Origin of the sequence: Clostridium sardiniense (genome assembly GCF_016907995.1) — a bacterium.
Lineage (GTDB): Bacteria > Bacillota > Clostridia > Clostridiales > Clostridiaceae > Clostridium > Clostridium sardiniense.
Genome location: NZ_JAFBDA010000054.1, coordinates 1 through 1,003, shown reverse-complemented (window position 1 = coordinate 1,003; position 1,003 = coordinate 1). Strand labels below are relative to the sequence as shown.

The following is a 1,003-nucleotide window of genomic DNA, read 5'->3' as shown; positions in this document are numbered from 1 at the left end:
ACAGCTCACGTTGAGTACGAAACAGAAAATAGACACTACGCTCACGTTGACTGTCCAGGACATGCTGACTACGTTAAGAACATGATCACAGGAGCAGCTCAAATGGATGGAGCTATCTTAGTTTGTTCAGCAGCAGATGGTCCAATGCCTCAAACAAGAGAGCATATCCTACTAGCTTCAAGAGTTGGTGTTGACCACATCGTAGTATTCTTAAACAAAGCAGATATGGTTGATGACGAAGAATTATTAGAATTAGTAGAAATGGAAATCAGAGAGTTATTAAGCGAATACAACTTCCCAGGAGATGATATTCCAGTAATAACAGGATCAGCTTTAAAAGCTTTAGAAAACCCAACAGATGCAGAAGCAACAGCTTGTATCGATGAATTAATGGCAGCTGTAGACAGCTACATCCCAACTCCAGAAAGAGCAACAGATAAGCCATTCTTAATGCCAATAGAAGATGTATTCACTATCACTGGTAGAGGAACAGTTGCAACAGGAAGAGTTGAAAGAGGTATCTTACACGTTGGAGACGAAGTTGAAATCGTAGGTATCAAAGAAGAAACTAAGAAGGTTGTTGTTACAGGAATCGAAATGTTCAGAAAGTTATTAGACGACGCGCAAGCTGGAGATAATATCGGAGCATTATTAAGAGGTATCCAAAGAACAGAAATCGAAAGAGGTCAAGTATTAGCTAAACCAGGTTCAGTTAATCCTCACAAGAAGTTCGTAGGTCAAGTATACGTACTTAAAAAAGAAGAAGGTGGAAGACATACTCCATTCTTCGATGGATACAGACCACAATTCTACTTCAGAACAACTGACGTAACAGGTTCAATCAAATTACCAGAAGGAATGGAAATGGTAATGCCAGGAGACCACATCGACATGAACGTTGAATTAATCCACCCAGTAGCTATGGAAGAAGGATTAAGATTCGCCATCAGAGAAGGTGGAAGAACTGTAGGTTCAGGAGTTGTTACTAGCGTAATCGAATAGT

At 40.0% G+C, this 1,003-nt stretch carries 1 protein-coding gene; it reads left to right on the top strand.

Features of this window, described 5'->3' with window-relative positions:
• A partial coding sequence (gene tuf / locus JOC62_RS19060) for an elongation factor Tu (protein WP_204596847.1) occupies positions 1–1,002 on the top strand: 1,002 nt, incomplete at its 5' end.
• Between the last annotated feature and the right edge of the window lies 1 nt (position 1,003).